Raw genomic sequence first — 17,106 nt, forward strand, 5'->3', positions numbered from 1 at the left:
GGCGGGCGCATTCCGCGCGGCGTCCTCCTGGTCGGCCCTCCGGGCACCGGCAAGACCCTGCTCGCAAAGGCCATTGCCGGCGAGGCCAAGGTGCCGTTCTTCTCGATCTCGGGTTCCGACTTCGTCGAGATGTTCGTCGGCGTCGGCGCCGCCCGCGTGCGCGACATGTTCGAGCAGGCGAAGAAGAGCGCGCCCTGCATCATCTTCATCGACGAGATCGACGCCGTCGGCCGCCACCGCGGCGCCGGCCTCGGCGGCGGCAACGACGAGCGCGAGCAGACGCTGAACCAGATGCTGGTCGAGATGGACGGCTTCGAGACCAACGTCGGCGTGATCGTCATGGCCGCCACCAACCGGCCCGACATCCTCGACCCGGCGCTGCTGCGCCCTGGCCGCTTCGACCGCCAGGTCTACGTCACCCTGCCCGACGTGCGCGGCCGCGAGCAGATCCTCAACGTGCACATGCGGAAGGTCCCGGTCGGCCAGGACATCCGGGCCGACATCCTGGCCCGCGGCACCCCGGGCTTCTCGGGCGCGGACCTGGCCAACCTGGTGAACGAGGCGGCGCTCTTCGCGGCGCGGCGCAGCGGCCGGGTCGTCGAGATGGTCGACTTCGAGCGCGCCAAGGACAAGATCATGATGGGCCCCGAGCGGAAGTCCATGGTCATGCCCGAGGAGGAGCGCCGCAATACCGCCTACCACGAGGCCGGCCACACCCTCGTCGCCCGGCTGATGCCGAAGACCGACCCGGTCCACAAGGTCACCGTGATCCCGCGCGGCCGGGCCCTGGGCGTGACGATGCAGCTGCCCGAAGGCGACCGCTACAGCCTCGACAAGGAGCGCATGCTCAGCACCATCGCCGTGCTGTTCGGCGGCCGCATCGCCGAGGAGGTGTTCATGCACCAGATGACCACCGGCGCCAGCAACGACTTCGAGCGCGCCACCTCGATCGCCCGCGACATGGTCATGCGCTACGGCATGACCGACGAGCTCGGCCCCATGGTCTACGCCGAGAACGAGGGCGAGGTCTTCCTCGGCCGCTCGGTCACCAAGACGACGACCATGTCCGAGGAGACGATGCGCAAGGTCGACCTGGTGATCCGTCGCATCATCGACGAGCAGTACGCCATCGCTCGCAAGCTCATCGAGGACAACCAGGACAAGATGCACGCGATGGCGTCGGCCCTGCTCGAGTGGGAGACGATCGACGCCGACCAGATCGACGACATCATGTCGGGCAAGCCGCCGCGCCTGCCGAAGGACTGGACGCCGCCGGCCGTCAAGCCGGGCGGCCCGGTGCCGCCGGTGACCCCGGGCAACGCGCCCGCGGCTGCGTGATCGGTCCGGTTCGCATCGGGACGACGGGGCTTCGGCCCCGTTTTCTTTGCTGCCCATGATCTGGCAGGCGGGGCGCTTCAGGCTCGATCTCGCCGAGCCCCGGGTGATGGGCATCGTCAACGTCACGCCCGACTCGTTTTCCGATGGCAACCCGGCCCTGACCCCGGCGCGGGCCATCGCCACCTGCGAGCGGCTGCTGAAGGAAGGCGCCCACGTGCTCGATCTCGGCGGCGAGTCGAGCCGGCCCGGCGCCGACCCGGTCAGCGCGGACGCCGAGCTGGCCCGGCTGCTGCCGGTCCTGCGCGCGGCGCTCACGCTCGGCTGCCCGGTCTCGGTCGACACCAGCAAGCCCGAGGTCATGCGCGTCGTCCTCGACCTCGGCGCCGACATCGTCAACGACATCGGCGCCTTGCGCACGCCCGGCGCGCTGGAGGCGGTGGCGGCGCACCCCGCCTGCGGCGTCTGCCTGATGCACATGCGCGGCACGCCGCGCTCGATGCAGGCCGACACGGCGTACGACGACGTCGTCGCCGAGGTGGTCGCGTTCCTCCGCGAGCAGGTCGAGCGGGTCACTGCGGCGGGCGTCGACGCGAACCGGCTGGTGGTCGACTGCGGCATCGGCTTCGCCAAGGGCGCGGCGCAGAACCTCGAGCTGCTCGCGCGCCACGCCGAGCTGCTGGCGGTCGGCCGGCCCGTCCTCGCCGGCTGGTCGCGCAAGTCGACGCTGGCCTGCCTCGTCGGCCTCGGCGACATTGCGCGCGACCAGCGCAGCCCGGCGCAGGTGGCGGCTCTCGATGCGGCGAGCGCCGCCGCGGCCCTGCTGGCGGTGCAGCGCGGCGCCCGGATCGTGCGCGTCCACAACGTCGGCGCCACCGTGGCGGCGCTGGCGGTGGCCCATGCCGCGGCGGCACCGCGCATCGGTAGCATGGCGTCATGAAACGGAACTACTTCGGCACCGACGGCATCCGCGGCACGGTCGGCTCCGCACCGATCACGCCCGACTTCATGCTGCGCCTCGGCCACGCCGTCGGCCAGGTCCTGAAGGCCGGAGAGCGCAGCCCGACCGTCCTCATCGGCAAGGACACCCGCATCTCGGGCTACATGATCGAGTCGGCGCTCGAGGCCGGTTTCGCGTCGGCCGGCGTCGACGTCGTCCTCACCGGGCCGCTGCCGACCCCTGGCGTCGCCTATCTGACGCGGGCCCTGCGCCTGGACCTCGGCGTCGTGATCAGCGCGTCGCACAACCCGTTCGACGACAACGGCGTCAAGTTCTTCTCGGCCCGCGGCGAGAAGCTGCCGGACGCCTGGGAGGCCAACGTCGAGGCGGCGCTGGCCGAGGAGCAGCGCTGGGTCCGCTCGGCCGAGCTGGGCAAGGCCCGCCGCCTCGACGACGCGACCGGTCGCTACACCGAGTTCTGCAAGAGCACGTTCGCCAGCGAGCTGTCGCTGAAGGGGCTCAAGATCGTCGTCGATGCGGCCCATGGTGCGGCCTACCACGTGGCCCCCGACGTCTTCCACGAGCTGGGTGCGGAGGTGGTGGCGATCGGCTGCGCACCCGACGGCCTGAACATCAACGACAGGGTCGGCGCCACCGCGCCGCAGGCGCTGGTCGAGGCCGTGCGCGCGCATCGGGCCGACTGCGGCATCGCCCTCGACGGCGACGCCGACCGCCTGCAGATGGTCGATGCCGCCGGCCGGCTCTACACCGGCGACGAGCTCCTTTTCCTCATCGCCGAGGACCGGCGCAGCCAGGGCCGCGCCGAGCCCGGCGTCGTCGGCACCCTGATGACCAACATGGCTGTGGAGATCGCCTTGCGCGACCGCGGCATGGAGTTCGTCCGCGCCGCGGTCGGCGACCGCTATGTGCTCGAAGAGCTGGTCCGTCGCGGCTGGCAGCTCGGCGGCGAAGGCTCGGGCCATCTGCTGGCGCTCGACAAGCACACCACGGGCGACGGCATCGTCAGCGCGCTGCTCGTGCTGCAGGCCATGCTCCGGTCCCGTCAGTCGTTGCCGGCGCTGCTGGAGGGCATCGAGCTCTATGCGCAGACGATGGTCAACGTGAAGCTCACGCCGGGGACCGACTGGCGCGCCAGCACGGCCCTGGACCGGGTGCGCGCCGAGGTCGACCGCGAGCTGGGTCCGCACGGCCGGGTGCTGATCCGGCCGTCGGGAACCGAGCCCGTGGTCCGGGTGATGGTCGAGGCCCGGGATGCCGGCCAGGCGCGGGCGTGCGCGGAGCGGCTCGCGGCGGCGTTCGGCTGAGTCGCGGAGTCCTCGCGCCACCCACGCTGTCATCGCGGAGTCATCGGCAGCAGCTACAAGCGGACGATGCGCGACGCCGCTCGTCGGGCCACCCTGTCCCTTGCCGTCGCCGCCCTGCTGTCGCTGCCCGCCGGAGCCCGGGGCCAGGACGCGGCCCGCGGTGCCTCGCTCTACCGGGAGTTGCCTGGCGAGCCGGCGCTCGGCTCGTGCGTTTCGTGCCACGGCGAACCCGCGAACAATCGAAACAGCGTCCTGCGCGGCGCGGCCGGCGGCCCCCTGATCTCGAGGACGATCGCCGCCGTGTCGCGCATGGGGTACCTGCGCCAGTATCTCGGCGACCTGGAACTCGCGGACATCTCCGCCTACCCGGCCAGCATCGTCCCGGCCGGCCCGGTGGAGTCGTTGCCCGCAACCTGGCCGACCGCCGATCACTTCGGCGCCCAACTCGTCGGCACGCAGTTGCGGCCGCGGGAGTTGCTCGTTCGCAACCTGCAGCCGCGCAACGACCTCGTCATCGGCGCCGTGCTGTCGTCCGATCCGATCACGTTCCCGGTGCAGCACGATTGCCCGCTGAGCCTGCCGCCGCTGGGTCAGTGTCGCGTCACGGCCTCTTTCCGACCGCAGGTCCAGGGCGCGGCGAGCGCGACCCTGCGCCGATGCGCGAAGTCTCGATGCAGGAGCGTCCTGCGCAGTCAGCGTCTCCTTCGCGCCGACGCGTGCCGATCGCGCCGAGGGCCGGATCGAGATCGAGTCCGACGCGAGCAATGCCGCGCTGGTCCGGATCGCCGCGACGGGCGTGGCCGCGCCCACCGCGCCGCCGCCGATGGCCGGCGGCGATGGCGGCAGCGACGCCGGCACAAGCCGGGGTGGCGGTGCGATGTCGCCCGGCTGGTTGCTCCTGCTGCTCGCCGGCGTCGCGGCCCTTGGAGCGAGACATCGGCGCTGATCGCCGAGGTATGTCGCCTGTACCCGGTGACGCCCGAACGGAAAGGGCCGCCAGCGTCCCCGCCGGCGGCCTCGAGGTGCGAAGGCTCAGGAGCCGACGCGGCCGTTGTCGTTCTTGGTGACCATTACCGTCCCCGAGCGCGGCCGTGCGTTGGCGCCGCCTGGTCCGTAGCCGGCATTGCCGGGCCAATGGCTGGTGAATCGGCTCGGGTCGCCGATGGCCGAGAACGCTGTTTCCTCCCCCGGATGCTGGATGTTCAGGAAGAGCACGCGGCCGTCCGGAGACTCGCACAGGCCGGTGATTTCCTGATCGATCGGGCCGACGAAGAAGCGCTTGAGCGTGGCCGCCGTCGGCTTCTTGCCCATCCGCGTCGTCACCGTGCCGTTGGCGCCGTAGTCCAGCGTCACCGGTCCGCCGTCCCCCACGATGCCCGGCACTGCGGCGAGCATCATGCAGTTCGTGACGTCCGTGTAGGCGCCGTCGTCGGTCTGCACCCAGCACAGGCCGGTGCTGGGCGTGAAGACCAGGCCGTCCGGGCTGGACAGGTCCTGGTCGTCGCTCAACCCCGACAGATTGATGATGCCGGCCGGCGCGCCCGATTCGGCGCCGAACAGGTAGATGTCCCAGGTGAAGGCCAAGGCCGTCGCGGCGTTGCTGCCGGTCTCCTTCATGCGCACGATGTGTCCGTTCGGGTTCCCGGACTGGGTGGTCGCGGCACCGCGGATGTCGGTGTAGACGCGTGGGTTGGCCGGATCGGGGTTGAGCTGCGATCCGGTGACGGCACCGAGGCGCCGGTTGTTGTTGTTGGTGAGGGTGAAATAGACCTCACCCGTCGTCGGGTGCACGCCGCACCACTCCGGCCGGTCCATCTTGGTCGCGCCGACCGCGTCGCCGGCCAGGCGCGAGTGCATCGCGACGTCGCCGGCGTCGGCGAACGCATAGCCTGGATAGTTCGCCACGCTCGGGTTGGACAGGCTCAACTCGAGCCAGGCGCCGGAGCCGTCGGCGTTGAACTTCGCGACGTAGAGCTTGCCCGCGTCGAGGTACTTGTCGCCGGTCGCCACGCGATTGGCCGGCGTGGCGTCGGCGGCGACCCAGTTCTGCGTCGAGACGAACTTGTAGATGTAGTCGTTGCGCTGGTCGTCGCCCATGTAGACGGCGAGCGGCTGGCCGACGACCGGGTTCGAGAAGGCGGCGCTCTCGTGCGCCATCCGTCCGAGCGCCGTGCGCTTCTTGACGACCGATGCCGCGTCGTAGGGGTCGATCTCGGTCATGTAGCCCTGGCCGTTGATCTCGTGCCGGTAGTCGTCGCTGCCGTCGGCCGACACGCCGGTGACGCTGGTGTTCCAGCGCGCGTACTTGTCGGCGGCGCCCGAGGTTTCCCAGCCGTAGCGGCTCGCCGCCGCGGCGGTGGCCGTCACGCTGCGGCCATACCGGGCCAGCGCCGTGTTGGCCTTGGCGGTGCGCAGGGCCTGGTCGCCGGCGGCGCGGAAGTAGTAGCCGGTCCAGTTCTCCTCGCCGGTCAGCAGGGTGCCCCACGGGGTCTTGCCGGTGCCGCAGTTGTTCACCGTGCCGCGGGTTCGCGTGCCGGTCGTGGAGAACTTCGTCACCATCAACGGGTGACCGCGTACCGGGCCGGCGAGCTCGATCTCGGTTGCGGCGGTGATGCGCCGATTGAAGGCCGAGCCCTGCACATAGGCGAATCGTCCCGCGGTCTTGGCGATTTCGGTGACGGAAACGCCGTGCGCGTCCACCTCGATATCGGTTTCGGTCGCGGGGCGCGGGTTCGGGCTGGGCCCGTTCGGATGCAGGAACAGCTGGTTGATGTACTCGTGGTTGGTGCCGAGAAGGGCCCGGTCGCTGCTCATGCGGTCGGGCGTTCCCGTCGGCGACAGGCCGAAGTACTCCATGCCGTCGTGGTTGTCGCCGGCGCGGCGGTCGTAGCCGGTGTCCGTGCCGTCGCCCCGGTAGGCCGCGACGCCGGTGGCGAGGGGGTCGCCGACAGCGATCAGGACGGAAGCCGTGTACCCCACCGGGACGACGACCTTGTCCTCGAGAGACTTGGCGACGGCACCGAAGCCGAGCATCGTTTCCGTCGCGGCCGGACCGGCAGGGCTGGAATCGTCATCGCTGCCGCCGCAGGCGGCGAGGCCGACCCCGCCGAGGACCGCCGTGGCCGCCGAGCCGAAGCCGCCACGCAGGATGCTGCGGCGGCTGAGCCGGGCCGAGAGCACCGACTCGAACGTGGGGTTGGACGAGGTGTTGGTGTCCTCGTCGTCGAAGTCGCGCACGGAAAGATCGGCGGGTTTGTTCATTGGCAGCGCTCCTGGGGTTGACCCGTGAAAAGCCCGGGAGTCTGTCCGTCGGGGATGACGCGCGTGTGACCGACTCCACGCTGCAGGGGCTTCCGGTCCGTCACACACCTGTCACGCGCGGTTCATACAGTCCGCCCCATACCCCGTTCGCTTCAGGAGACACTCGTGCGCTACCCGCTCATCCCCCAGATCCTCTGCACTGCCGCCTTCGCGGCGCTGGCCGTTCAGGCGAGCGCCCAGGACATCACCGGCGCAGGCGCCTCGTTCCCGGCACCGGTCTACTCCAAGTGGGCCGATGCCTACAACAAGGCCACCGGTGCCCGGCTGAACTACCAGTCTATCGGCTCGGGCGGCGGCATCAAGCAGATCAAGGCCAAGACGGTCGACTTCGGCGCCTCCGACGCGCCGCTCAGCGACGAGGAACTGGCCAAGGAAGGGATGATCCAGTTCCCGACCGTCATCGGCGGCGTCGTCCCCGTCGTCAACATCGCGGGTGTCGCCGCCGGCCAGGTCAAGCTCACGGGTCAGGTGCTAGGCGACATCTTCCTCGGCAAGATCACGAAGTGGAACGACGCTGCGATCACCGGGCTCAACCCCGGTGTCGCCTTGCCCGACGCGGCGATCGCGCCGGTCCGGCGTGCCGACGGCTCGGGCACGACCTTCCTGTTCACCAACTACCTGTCCAAGGTCAATCCCGACTGGAAGGCCAAGGTCGGCGAGGGGACGGCGGTGAACTGGCCAACCGGGGCAGGCGGCAAGGGCAACGAGGGGGTGTCGGCTTTCGTGCAGCGCCTGCCCAACTCGATCGGCTACGTCGAGTACGCCTATGCGAAGCAGAACAAGATGTCGCACGTGATGCTGCGCAACAGGGACGGGGTCTTCGTCGGGCCCGACGATTCCAACTTCCGTGCCGCGGCTGCAGGCGCCGAGTGGAGCAAGACCTTCCACCAGGTGCTGACCGATCAGCCGGGCAAGGAATCCTGGCCGATCACCGGAGCGACCTTCATCCTGATGCACAAGAGTGCCGACAAGCCGCAGAACACCGCGAACGCGCTCAAGTTCTTCGACTGGGCCTACGCCAGCGGAGACAAGATGGCTGCGGACCTCGACTACGTGCCGATGCCGGACAACGTCGAAGCGATGGTCCGCAAGCAGTGGGCCGACAACATCAAGGACGCATCCGGGAAGGCAATCGCCTACAAGTGATGCCGCTTCCCGCTGGGCGGGATTCGATCAGCGGAGCCCTGCCGGTGCGGCGGGCTCCGCTGTCGCGTTGAGGAGTAGAAGTGGCCGCTACACTGCCCGTCAGCCCCTTTCCCGGCAGCGAACGAATGGAACGCACCCAGCCCAGGGATCGGCCGCCCGCCCCACGCCGGTCTTCCCCCTGGGCAGACAAATTCTTCTCGCTGCTTGCACACGCAGCGGCGGTGCTGACGCTGCTTCTCCTGGCCGGAATCATCGTCTCACTGGTAATCGGTGCCGCGCCGTCCATCCGCGAGTACGGCCTCTCCTTCCTCTGGCGCAGCGAGTGGGATCCGGTCCAGAACCGCTACGGCGGACTGGTCATGATCTACGGCACGGTAATGACCTCGTTCATCGCCCTGCTCATCGCCGTGCCGGTGAGCTTCGGCATCGCCCTGTTCCTCACGGAGCTATCGCCGGCCTGGCTCAAGCGCCCGCTGGGCACCGCAATCGAGCTCCTCGCGGCAGTGCCGTCCATCGTGTACGGCATGTGGGGACTGCTCGTCTTCAGCCCCATCCTGTCGACCTACGTGCAGCAACCCCTGCAGAGCGCTTTCGGGTCCGTTCCCGTGCTCGGGGCCCTGTTCAGCGGCCCGCCGGTCGGCATCGGCATCCTCTCGGCCGGCATCATCCTGGCCATCATGGTCATCCCCTTCATCGCCTCGGTGATGCGCGACGTGTTCGAGGTCACGCCGCCGATGCTGAAGGAGTCAGCCTACGCGCTGGGCTCGACCACCTGGGAGGTGGTCTACCAGGTGGTGCTGCCCTACACCAAGACCGGGGTCGTGGGCGGCATCATGCTGGGCCTCGGCCGCGCCCTGGGCGAGACGATGGCGGTCACCTTCGTGATCGGAAACTTCAACCAGCTGGACTCGCTGTCGCTGTTTCAGGCTGCCAACAGCATCACGTCGGCGCTCGCGAACGAGTTCGCCGAAGCAGGCGAGGGCCTGCATCAGGCGTCCCTCATCTATCTCGGCCTGGTCCTCTTCTTCATCACCTTCGTCGTCCTCTCCTGCTCCAAGCTGCTCCTGATGCGCTTGCAGAGGGGCGAAGGGTCCCGCACATGAGCAGCGTGAACGACCCTGCCGTCGCCGCCCACCTGGCGCGCCGCCTGTCGAAGCATGCCGGCCGCAAGCGGACCAACTCGATTGCCCTGGCCCTGGCGCTCGCCGCGATGTCGTTCGGCCTTTTCTGGCTGATCTGGATCCTGATCGAGACAGTGCGCCTGGGGCTCGGCGGCATGGCCCTGTCGCTGTTCACGGAGATGACGCCGCCGCCCCAGGCCGAGGGCGGGCTCGCCAACGCCATCGTCGGCTCGTTGCTGATGGTCTCGCTCGCCACCGCGATCGGCACGCCCGTCGGCGTCCTGGCCGGCGTCTACCTGGCCGAGTACGGGCAGAAGACCTGGCTCGGCGCCGTCACCCGCTTCATCAACGACATCCTGCTGTCGGCGCCGTCGATCGTGATCGGCCTCTTCATCTACGCCGTGGTGGTCGCGCGGTTTAAGACGTTCTCGGGCTGGGCCGGTGTCCTGGCGCTGACGCTGATCGTCATCCCCGTCGTCGTCAGGACCACGGAAAACATGCTGGCGCTCATTCCGAACGCCTTGCGCGAGGCGGCCTATGCGCTCGGCACGCCGAAGTGGCGGGTGATCATGACTGTGACCCTCAAGGCCGCCCGAGCGGGCGTGCTGACCGGAGTCCTGCTCGCGCTGGCACGGATCGCCGGCGAAACCGCACCGCTGCTTTTCACCGCCCTGTCGAACCAGTTCTTCACCAGCGACCTGGGCCAGCCGATGGCCAGCCTGCCGGTCACGATCTTCAAGTTCGCGTTGAGCCCGTACGAGAACTGGCAGAAGCTGGCCTGGGCCGGCGTCTTCCTGATCACTCTCGGGGTACTCGCCCTCAACATCCTCGCGCGGGTCTTCCTGCGCAACAAGTACTGATCCGGAGCGGCACCCGATGGACATGAAGGTCGCACTTCCCGTGACCGAGAAGCCCAAGCTCTCGGTGCGGAACCTCAACTTCTACTACGGCGCCTTCCAAGCGCTGAAGAACATCAACCTCGACATTCCCGAGAAAAAGGTGACGGCGTTCATCGGCCCCTCGGGTTGCGGCAAGTCGACCCTGCTGCGGACCTTCAACCGGATGTTCGAGCTCTATCCCGAACAGCGGGCCGAAGGCCAGATCGAGCTCGACGGCAACGACATCCTCGGCTCGAAGGACGATGTCTCGTTGATCCGTGCCAAGATCGGCATGGTGTTCCAGAAGCCGACGCCGTTCCCGATGTCGATCTACGACAACGTCGCCTTCGGCGTCAAGCTGTTCGAGACCTTGCCTCGAGTCGAGATGGACGAGCGGGTCGAGTGGGCCCTGCGCAAGGCAGCGCTTTGGAACGAGGCGAAGGACAAGCTGAGCCAGAGCGGCGCCGGGCTGTCGGGTGGCCAGCAGCAGCGCCTCTGCATCGCGCGCGGCATCGCCATCAGGCCGGAGGTGCTGCTGCTCGACGAGCCCTGCTCGGCGCTGGACCCCATCTCCACCGGCAAGATCGAGGAGCTGATCCACGAGCTCAAGAGCGACTACACGGTGGTCATCGTTACCCACAACATGCAGCAGGCGGCACGCAGTTCCGACTACACGGCCTACATGTACCTCGGCGACTTGATCGAATTCGGCGCCACCTCCGACGTCTTCATGCGGCCGAAGAAGAAGGACACCGAGGACTACATCACCGGGAGGTTCGGATGAGCGATCGTCACCTGTCGACCCAGTTCGATGCCGAATTGAGCGGCATCTCCACGCGCGTGCTCGAGATGGGCGGGATGGTCGAGTCCCAGGTCGAGCGGGCGGTCTATGCGCTCACCCACTTCAGCAGCGAGATCGCCTCGGCCGTGCTCGCCACGGAGGAGCGGGTGAACTCGACCGAAGTCGAGATCGACAAGGATCTCTCGCTGATCATCGCCCGCCGGCAGCCGACCGCCCGGGACCTGCGTCTGCTCATCGCGATCTCGAAGACCATCGCCAACCTCGAGCGCGTCGGCGACGAGGCCGCGCGCATCGCCCGCACGGTCCAGCGCCTCGTCAACACGGGGGTTTCGACGCGCTTGCGGTTGCCGGTCAACGACCTCGCCTACGAAGCGGAGCTTGCCGTGGCCCAGCTGCGCAAGGCGCTCGACGCGTTCGCCCGCCTCGACGTCGACCGCGCGGTCGAGGTCCTGAAGGCCGATGACCTGATCGACCAGGAATTCGAGGGCCTGCTCCGCAAGCTCATCACCTTCATGATGGAGGACGCCCGGACGATTTCCTCGAGCATCGACCTGATCTTCGTCGCCAAGGCCATCGAGCGCGTCGGAGACCATGCGAAGAACCTGGCCGAGCAGATCATCTACATCGTCAAGGGAACCGACGTCCGACACAATTCCGTCGGCACCGTCGAGGACCTGGTGCGCTGAGGAAGCTACATGACGAGAATCCTCGTGGTCGAAGACGAGCCGGCCATCGCCGAGCTGATCGCCATCAACCTGCGCCACGTCGGCTATGACGTGACGATCGCGGGCGATGCGGCGCAGGCCCAGGCGGCCATCGACGGTGCGCTGCCTAGCCTCGTCGTGCTCGACTGGATGCTGCCCGGGCAGAGCGGGCACGCCCTGGCCCGTCAGTGGCGCATCCAGGCTCGCACGCGCGAGCTGCCGATCATCATGCTGACCGCCCGGGCCGAGGAAGCCGACAAGATCTCCGGTCTCGACGCGGGCGCCGACGACTACCTGACCAAGCCCTTCTCGTCCAGCGAACTGCTGGCGCGCATCCGCGCCGTCCTGCGCCGGCGCGCTCCCGAGGCGCTCGACCTCGAGGTGGAGGTCGGCCGGCTCACCATCAACCCGGCAACACGTCGGGTGACGAGCCAGGGCCGGGAGATCAAGATCGGGGCCACGGAGTTCAAGCTCCTGCATTTCTTCATGAGCCACCCGGAACGCGTGCACAGCCGGACGCAGCTGCTCGACCGCGTCTGGGGCGATCACGTCTTCATCGAAGAGCGTACCGTCGACGTGCACATCAAGCGCCTGCGCGAGGCGCTGAGCGGGCTCGAGTGCCAGCACATGATCGAGACGGTCCGCGGGGCCGGCTATCGCCTGGCAGCCCCGATCGGCGTGATCACGGGGTGATGGGCGTACGGGCCGACCGGGGATGAGGTGGCTCCTGCCGCGCCTGCTTTCCGGGCTGGCCGGCACGGGAGGGGGAATCCTGATCGGCTACCTCCTCGGCGCCGACCGCGGCGCGTTCATCGGCGGTTTGCTCGCCGGCTTGCTGAGCTTCGCTGCCGTCGTCGTCAGGGACTCGGCCCGTGGCTGGCGCCTGCTGACCTGGTTGCGCGGCTCCCAGGGCGAGGCGGCGCCCCGCGACGCGGGCTGCTGGGGCGAGGTGGCCTACCGCATCGAGAAAAACCTGCGGAGCTTCGAACGCGAAGCCCAGTGGGAGCGGGATCGACTGGGCCAGTTCGTGCTGGCGATGGAGGCCTCGCCGAACGGCGTTCTGCTGCTCGACGATGCCGACCAGATCGAATGGTGCAACGCCCGCGCTGCCGATCACTTCCGGCTGGATCCGGTGCGCGACCGGCGTCAGCCCGTGACCAACCTGGTCCGCTCGCCGGCCTTCGTCTCCTATCTCCAGTCGGCCGAGTTCGATAACCCCATCACCTTCCACGAGCCGGGGGCACGGGGCTCCCTGCAGGTGACGATCCGCCGCTACGGCACGAACTCCAAGCTCGTGCTGTCACAGGACATGACGGAGCGCGAGCGCGCCGACGCGATGCGCCGCGACTTCGTCGCCAACGTGTCGCACGAGATCCGCACGCCCTTGACCGTCCTCTCCGGCTTCCTCGAGACGATGCGCAACCTGCCGCTCTCGGAAACGGAGCAGAAGAGGGTGATCACCCTCATGACGCAGCAGGCAGAGCGAATGGGCAACCTCGTCGGCGACCTGCTGACGCTGGCCCGGCTCGAAGGCAGCCCGCGACCGGCCGCAGACGGGTGGGTGTCGCTGTCGGGCATCCTGGCTCAGGTCGAGGCCGAAGCGCGGGCGCTGTCGGCAGGCCGGCACGTGCTGGCGTTTGCGGCAGTGGGCGACGCACTGATCGCCGGCAGCGAGTCCGAGCTTCGCAGCGCGGTCGGCAATCTCGTCAACAACGCGGTTCGCTACACGCCCGACGGCGGCAGCATCGACGTGCGCTGGAACATCACCACAAACGGCAGCGGCGAGCTGACCGTCACCGACTCCGGTCGCGGCATCGCGCGCGAGCACCTCTCTCGGCTCACGGAGCGCTTCTACCGCGTCGACGGAAGCCGGTCCCGCGAGTCGGGCGGCACCGGGCTGGGTCTGGCCATCGTCAAGCACGTGATCCAACGGCACGGCGGCGAGCTGGACATCGAAAGCGAGCCGGGGCAGGGGTCCACCTTCCGCCTGGTCCTGCCCGCGGCGCGGGTCGGGGAGGCTGCCGGACCGGCGGCGCGGGCGACCGCCGAGCTGACCCGGACCTCGTCCTCCTGAGCCCCGTCAACGCGCGCGAGCGCGCCGGTAGATGTCGGTGACGTCGTCGTCCTTGCGGATGCGGCGCTCGCGGCCGAGGTATTCCCACTCCGGCCCGGGCTTCACCTGGGTCCGTGCCATCAGCAGGTAGTCGCAGGAGGTGCGCGACAGGGGCGTCACCGCATCGACGCGGTAGCCGCCGAGATACTCGAGCGCGACCACCTGGGCGCGCGGCATGTCCGGCGCGGCGACGCAGCCGGTCGGGGGCACCAGGCGCGCGATGCGCTGGATCATCGACCGGTAGCTGCGCGCGTTGTCCACCGGCGGCAGGAGCACCGTCATGGCGAGCAGCCAGCACAAGGTGACGCCGCTTGCCGGCAGGACGAGGCTTTTCCAGAGCGGGTGCCGGTTGCGGCCGGTCCGCCAGCGGGCGAGCCACAGCCAGGCCACGGTGCCCGCCAGCGCGAACACCAGCGCGGGTAACGAGAAGGTGTTCGCGTAACCGGGCGACAGCTTCGCGACGTTGGCGGCCAGCTTCGCCGGGGTTCCGGTCTGCATCGCCAGGTAGAAGAGCCAGCCTGCCGTCGCTGCGATGGTGAAGAAGAAGATCGAGAACCAGTCGATCGCCGCCGCGGCGCTCCGCTCCAGCGTCGGAAGGGCAAAGGCAGCGAGGACGGCAAGTGCCGGCAGGGCCAGCATCAAGGCCCGGTCGTCGCCGGCCATGCCCAACCATACGGCGACGAGCACGCCGGTGCAGCCGAGCGGCACGGCGATGTGCCGGCTGAGCAGGTGGCGGCGCCAGCGCCAGAGCGTCCAGGCGGCAAGGAACCAGGCCGGCCAGGCGAACCAGGCGAACTCGCGCACGAGGCCGATCGCCTGCGCTGCCGACGCGACATCGCCGAGCCGGTTGGCCCACGCGCCGAGTGCCGTCGCCGCCACTGCGCCCGACGCGGCGCCGGTGCCGATGAGCGCGGCCAGGTGCCAACCGCCCGCGCCCGGCGAGCGCAGCGCCACCGCGACGCCGATGGCGGCCAGCAGCATGGCGATGCTGGGTGCGCCGCTCGCCGCGAGCGACACCAGCGACAGCGCGGCGAAGATGCCCCCGGCGACCGGCCGCTGCACGCTGCTCGACATGCCGTACAGGAAGAGCGTCACCGCGGCGAGCTGCGCCAGCTCGGGCGTCGTCTCGTGGCCCAGCTGGAGCAGGCCGAGGCAGGCGATCAGGGCGAGCAAGGCGCCGTCGGCGATGGCCCGGGCGTAATCGACCGGGGCGGCCTCGCCGCCGAAGGCGAAGGGCAGCGGCTGCGCCGACTCGGCGCGGGCCAGGTGATAGGCGGCGTACCAGGTGAGGGCCAGGGCCGTGGCCAGGAGCAGGGCGAAGGGAACCCGCGCGGCGAAGGCCGGGTCGAGCCAGCCCTGGCCCAGCTTCACGAAGAGGGCGCCGATCCAGTACGGCAGCAGGGCACCGTCGGCGGGAACGCCGCCCACCGTCGGCGCGAGCCAGGGGGTGCGGCCGTCGGCGATGTTGACGATGTAGCCGAAGGCCGTGATGTCTGCGCTCTTCCACGGGTCGCGGCCGAAGAGCCCCGGCAGGACATAGGCGGCGCAGAGAAGGAAGAGGGGAACGCGCGGCAGCGGCGTCGCTTCGCGTTCGCTGACCAGGGCCGGGTTCGGGCGGTGCACGGGGGGTGGGTGGCAGGGGCCGCGAATGATGCAACAAAGAAAAAGGCAGCCGGAGCTGCCTTTTTACTCAGAACGCAGGCGCCCGCCTACTTCTTCGGCGTCAGGTGCGCGAACTTGTTGCGGAACTTCTCGACCCGGCCGCCCAGCGAATCGACGCTCTTCTGCGTGCCCGTGTAGAACGGGTGCGACTCGCTGGTCGACTCGAGCTTGTACATCGGCAGCTCGCGGCCGTCGTCCATCTTGATCGTCTCGCGCGTCTGCGCGCAGGAACGCGTGACGAACTTGAACCCGTTGGAGAGATCGACGAAGCAGACTTCGCGATACGCCGGGTGAATGCCATCTTTCATGGGAAGCCTCTGAAGTGTCCGGTAGCCACGTCGCGCCGGAGCCCGGCAACGCACTTTCCGCAAAGCCGAAAATTATACCGCTCACCCACCTCGACGCATCATGTCGAAGAAGTCGAGGTTGTTCTTGGTCGCCTTCATCTTCTCGAGGATGAACTCCATCGCCTCGATCTCGTCCATCGAGTAAAGGAGCTTGCGCAGGATCCAGCTCTTCTGCAGGATCTCCGGCTTCAGGAGCAGCTCCTCGCGGCGCGTGCCCGACTTGTTGAGCAGGATCGAGGGGTAAACCCGCTTCTCGGACATCCGTCGATCGAGGTGGATCTCGCAGTTGCCGGTGCCCTTGAATTCCTCGTATATCACCTCGTCCATGCGGCTGCCGGTCTCGACCAGCGCCGTGCCGATGATGGTGAGCGAGCCGCCTTCCTCGATGTTGCGCGCCGCGCCGAAGAAGCGCTTCGGACGCTGCAGCGCGTTGGCATCGACGCCGCCCGTCAGCACCTTGCCCGAGGACGGCAGCACGTTGTTGTACGCCCGTGCGAGACGGGTGATCGAGTCGAGCAGGATGACGACATCCTTCTTCATCTCGACCAGGCGCTTGGCCCGCTCGATGACCATCTCGGCGACCTGGACGTGGCGCGCCGCCGGCTCGTCGAAGGTGGAGCTGATGACCTCGCCGCGCACGGTGCGCTGCATCTCGGTCACTTCCTCGGGCCGCTCGTCGACGAGCAGGACGATCAGGTAGACCTCGGGATAGTTGGCGATCAGCGCGTGCGCCAGGTTCTGCATCATCACCGTCTTGCCGCTCTTCGGTGCGGACACGAGCAAGGCGCGCTGGCCTTTGCCGATCGGCGCGATGAGATCGATGATCCGGCTCGTGATGTTCTCGTCCGACTTGACGTCGCGTTCGAGCTTGAACTGCTCCTTCGGGAACAGCGGCGTCAAGTTCTCGAACATGATCTTGTGCTTGCTCTCCTCGGGGGTGAGCTCGTTCACGCGATCGACCTTGACCAGCGCGAAATAACGCTCGCCGTCCTTCGGAACCCGCACTTCGCCTTCGACCATATCGCCGGTGTGCAAATTGAAGCGGCGGATCTGGCTCGGGCTCAGGTAGATGTCGTCGGTCGACGCCATGTAGCTGGCCTCGATCGAGCGCAGGAAGCCGAAGCCGTCTGGCAGCACTTCCAGCACGCCGTCGCCGAACACCTGTTCGCCGGCCTTGGCGCGCTTTTTCATGATCGCGAACATCAGCTCCTGCTTGCGCATGCGGGCGACGTTCTCGATCTCCAGCCCCTCGCCCATCGTGAGGAGCTCCGAGACGTGGATCAACTTGAGTTCTGACAGATGCATGGGTGGACACCCTGGGAGTGGTTGGCGACTGCGCGGATGCCGCGTCACCGGGCGTTCGTGTCAGGCGATCAAGCAGCCGCGTGGGGTGCTGGGATGCGCTCGAGTCG

Annotated in this window: 15 protein-coding genes; 11 read left to right on the forward strand and 4 right to left on the reverse strand. The window is 68.6% G+C overall.

The window, feature by feature from the left end; all coding sequences use genetic code 11:
- The 4 genes from ftsH to AC30N0_RS19185 all read left to right on the forward strand — a co-directional run.
- A partial coding sequence (gene ftsH, locus AC30N0_RS19170) for an ATP-dependent zinc metalloprotease FtsH (RefSeq protein WP_489519484.1) occupies nucleotides 1-1,338 on the forward strand: 1,338 nt, incomplete at its 5' end.
- A 55-nt stretch (nucleotides 1,339-1,393) separates the two neighbouring features.
- Nucleotides 1,394-2,275, forward strand: coding sequence for a dihydropteroate synthase (folP, locus tag AC30N0_RS19175; protein ID WP_489519485.1), 882 nt, complete (start codon nucleotides 1,394-1,396; stop codon nucleotides 2,273-2,275).
- Nucleotides 2,272-3,600: a phosphoglucosamine mutase gene (gene glmM, locus AC30N0_RS19180; RefSeq protein WP_489519486.1), complete on the forward strand. Its 1,329-nt coding sequence runs from the start codon at nucleotides 2,272-2,274 to the stop codon at nucleotides 3,598-3,600. The genes folP and glmM overlap by 4 nt, the downstream gene beginning before the upstream one ends.
- Before the next feature lie 796 nt (nucleotides 3,601-4,396).
- Nucleotides 4,397-4,546: a hypothetical protein gene (locus AC30N0_RS19185; RefSeq protein ID WP_489519487.1), complete on the forward strand. Its 150-nt coding sequence runs from the start codon at nucleotides 4,397-4,399 to the stop codon at nucleotides 4,544-4,546.
- Nucleotides 4,547-4,632: 86 nt separating this feature from the next.
- Here AC30N0_RS19185 and AC30N0_RS19190 read toward each other — a convergent pair whose 3' ends face one another.
- A complete protein-coding gene (locus AC30N0_RS19190; RefSeq protein ID WP_489519488.1) occupies nucleotides 4,633-6,861 on the reverse strand; it encodes a PhoX family protein in 2,229 nt (742 codons plus the stop codon).
- 180 nt (nucleotides 6,862-7,041) lie between these two features.
- Here AC30N0_RS19190 and pstS point away from each other — a divergent pair, with 180 nt between their 5' ends.
- The 7 genes from pstS (at nucleotide 7,042) to phoR (ending at nucleotide 13,646) form a co-directional block, all read left to right on the forward strand.
- Nucleotides 7,042-8,067, forward strand: a complete 1,026-nt coding sequence (gene pstS, locus AC30N0_RS19195; protein ID WP_489519498.1) for a phosphate ABC transporter substrate-binding protein PstS — start codon at nucleotides 7,042-7,044, stop codon at nucleotides 8,065-8,067.
- A gap of 125 nt (nucleotides 8,068-8,192) precedes the next feature.
- The gene (gene pstC, locus AC30N0_RS19200) at nucleotides 8,193-9,170 is read left to right on the forward strand and encodes a phosphate ABC transporter permease PstC (protein WP_489519489.1); all 978 of its coding nucleotides are present in this window, start codon (nucleotides 8,193-8,195) and stop codon (nucleotides 9,168-9,170) included.
- The gene (gene pstA, locus AC30N0_RS19205) at nucleotides 9,167-10,048 is read left to right on the forward strand and encodes a phosphate ABC transporter permease PstA (RefSeq protein ID WP_489519490.1); all 882 of its coding nucleotides are present in this window, start codon (nucleotides 9,167-9,169) and stop codon (nucleotides 10,046-10,048) included. The genes pstC and pstA overlap by 4 nt, the downstream gene beginning before the upstream one ends.
- Before the next feature lie 16 nt (nucleotides 10,049-10,064).
- Nucleotides 10,065-10,850 carry a phosphate ABC transporter ATP-binding protein PstB gene (gene pstB, locus AC30N0_RS19210; RefSeq protein WP_489519491.1) on the forward strand — a complete coding sequence of 262 codons (786 nt, stop codon included), beginning with the start codon at nucleotides 10,065-10,067 and terminating at the stop codon, nucleotides 10,848-10,850.
- Nucleotides 10,847-11,554, forward strand: a complete 708-nt coding sequence (gene phoU, locus AC30N0_RS19215) for a phosphate signaling complex protein PhoU (protein ID WP_489519492.1) — start codon at nucleotides 10,847-10,849, stop codon at nucleotides 11,552-11,554. The genes pstB and phoU overlap by 4 nt, the downstream gene beginning before the upstream one ends.
- A gap of 9 nt (nucleotides 11,555-11,563) precedes the next feature.
- The gene (gene phoB / locus AC30N0_RS19220) at nucleotides 11,564-12,265 is read left to right on the forward strand and encodes a phosphate regulon transcriptional regulator PhoB (protein ID WP_489519493.1); all 702 of its coding nucleotides are present in this window, start codon (nucleotides 11,564-11,566) and stop codon (nucleotides 12,263-12,265) included.
- 22 nt (nucleotides 12,266-12,287) lie between these two features.
- Complete coding sequence (gene phoR / locus AC30N0_RS19225; protein WP_489519494.1) at nucleotides 12,288-13,646, forward strand: phosphate regulon sensor histidine kinase PhoR; 1,359 nt, start codon at nucleotides 12,288-12,290, stop codon at nucleotides 13,644-13,646.
- Between the two features lie 6 nt (nucleotides 13,647-13,652).
- On the opposite strand, the gene AC30N0_RS19230 is transcribed toward phoR, so the two are convergent.
- From AC30N0_RS19230 to rho, 3 genes are all read right to left on the reverse strand, one after another.
- Nucleotides 13,653-15,308, reverse strand: coding sequence for a hypothetical protein (locus tag AC30N0_RS19230; protein ID WP_489519495.1), 1,656 nt, complete (start codon nucleotides 15,306-15,308; stop codon nucleotides 13,653-13,655).
- Nucleotides 15,309-15,394: 86 nt separating this feature from the next.
- Complete coding sequence (locus AC30N0_RS19235) at nucleotides 15,395-15,655, reverse strand: type B 50S ribosomal protein L31 (protein WP_489519496.1); 261 nt, start codon at nucleotides 15,653-15,655, stop codon at nucleotides 15,395-15,397.
- Between the two features lie 81 nt (nucleotides 15,656-15,736).
- Entirely contained in the window at nucleotides 15,737-16,999 is a 1,263-nt protein-coding gene (rho, locus tag AC30N0_RS19240; RefSeq protein WP_489519497.1) for a transcription termination factor Rho, read from the reverse strand.
- Nucleotides 17,000-17,106: the final 107 nt, after the last annotated feature.

This window comes from Rhizobacter sp. (assembly GCF_031412495.1).
Classification (GTDB): domain Bacteria; phylum Pseudomonadota; class Gammaproteobacteria; order Burkholderiales; family Burkholderiaceae_C; genus Schlegelella_A.

Coding starts and splice junctions, on each gene's coding strand:
- folP (WP_489519485.1), top strand. CDS start 1,394: ATGATCTGGCAGGCGGGGCGCTTCAGGCTCGATCTCGCCGAGCCCCGG.
- glmM (WP_489519486.1), top strand. CDS start 2,272: ATGAAACGGAACTACTTCGGCACCGACGGCATCCGCGGCACGGTCGGC.
- AC30N0_RS19190 (WP_489519488.1), bottom strand. CDS start 6,861: ATGAACAAACCCGCCGATCTTTCCGTGCGCGACTTCGACGACGAGGAC.
- pstC (WP_489519489.1), top strand. CDS start 8,193: ATGGAACGCACCCAGCCCAGGGATCGGCCGCCCGCCCCACGCCGGTCT.
- pstA (WP_489519490.1), top strand. CDS start 9,167: ATGAGCAGCGTGAACGACCCTGCCGTCGCCGCCCACCTGGCGCGCCGC.
- pstB (WP_489519491.1), top strand. CDS start 10,065: ATGGACATGAAGGTCGCACTTCCCGTGACCGAGAAGCCCAAGCTCTCG.
- phoU (WP_489519492.1), top strand. CDS start 10,847: ATGAGCGATCGTCACCTGTCGACCCAGTTCGATGCCGAATTGAGCGGC.
- phoB (WP_489519493.1), top strand. CDS start 11,564: ATGACGAGAATCCTCGTGGTCGAAGACGAGCCGGCCATCGCCGAGCTG.
- phoR (WP_489519494.1), top strand. CDS start 12,288: ATGAGGTGGCTCCTGCCGCGCCTGCTTTCCGGGCTGGCCGGCACGGGA.
- AC30N0_RS19235 (WP_489519496.1), bottom strand. CDS start 15,655: ATGAAAGATGGCATTCACCCGGCGTATCGCGAAGTCTGCTTCGTCGAT.
- rho (WP_489519497.1), bottom strand. CDS start 16,999: ATGCATCTGTCAGAACTCAAGTTGATCCACGTCTCGGAGCTCCTCACG.